This window comes from Aeromonas sp. sif0611 (assembly GCF_019218845.1).
Taxonomy (GTDB): domain Bacteria; phylum Pseudomonadota; class Gammaproteobacteria; order Enterobacterales; family Aeromonadaceae; genus Aeromonas; species Aeromonas media.
Genome location: NZ_JAHUWU010000087.1, coordinates 1 through 205, shown reverse-complemented (window position 1 = coordinate 205; position 205 = coordinate 1). Strand labels below are relative to the sequence as shown.

Below are 205 nucleotides of genomic sequence, written 5' to 3'. Positions count from 1 at the left end.
TCGGTGATGGCGAGGCTACCCAGCGCGCCCGCACTCGGGGTGCCGTTGCCGGCCAGGAACTTGGCTTCGTCGACCCCATCCACGTCGGTGACGCTCAGGGTGCCGGTCTCGGTCAGAGTCGGCTTGGCCTCATCTTCGGTGACCGCACCGCTGTCAGTGCCGCCGATCACGGCAGAGTCGTTGACGCCGGTGATGGTGATGGTGA

Annotated in this window: 1 protein-coding gene; it reads right to left on the bottom strand. The window is 66.8% G+C overall.

Annotation, left to right across the window (positions count from 1 at the left end; all coding sequences use genetic code 11):
• Window positions 1–205, bottom strand: a 205-nt coding sequence (locus tag KW824_RS20895) for a VCBS domain-containing protein (protein ID WP_218410921.1), incomplete at both ends; no start/stop codon positions are given.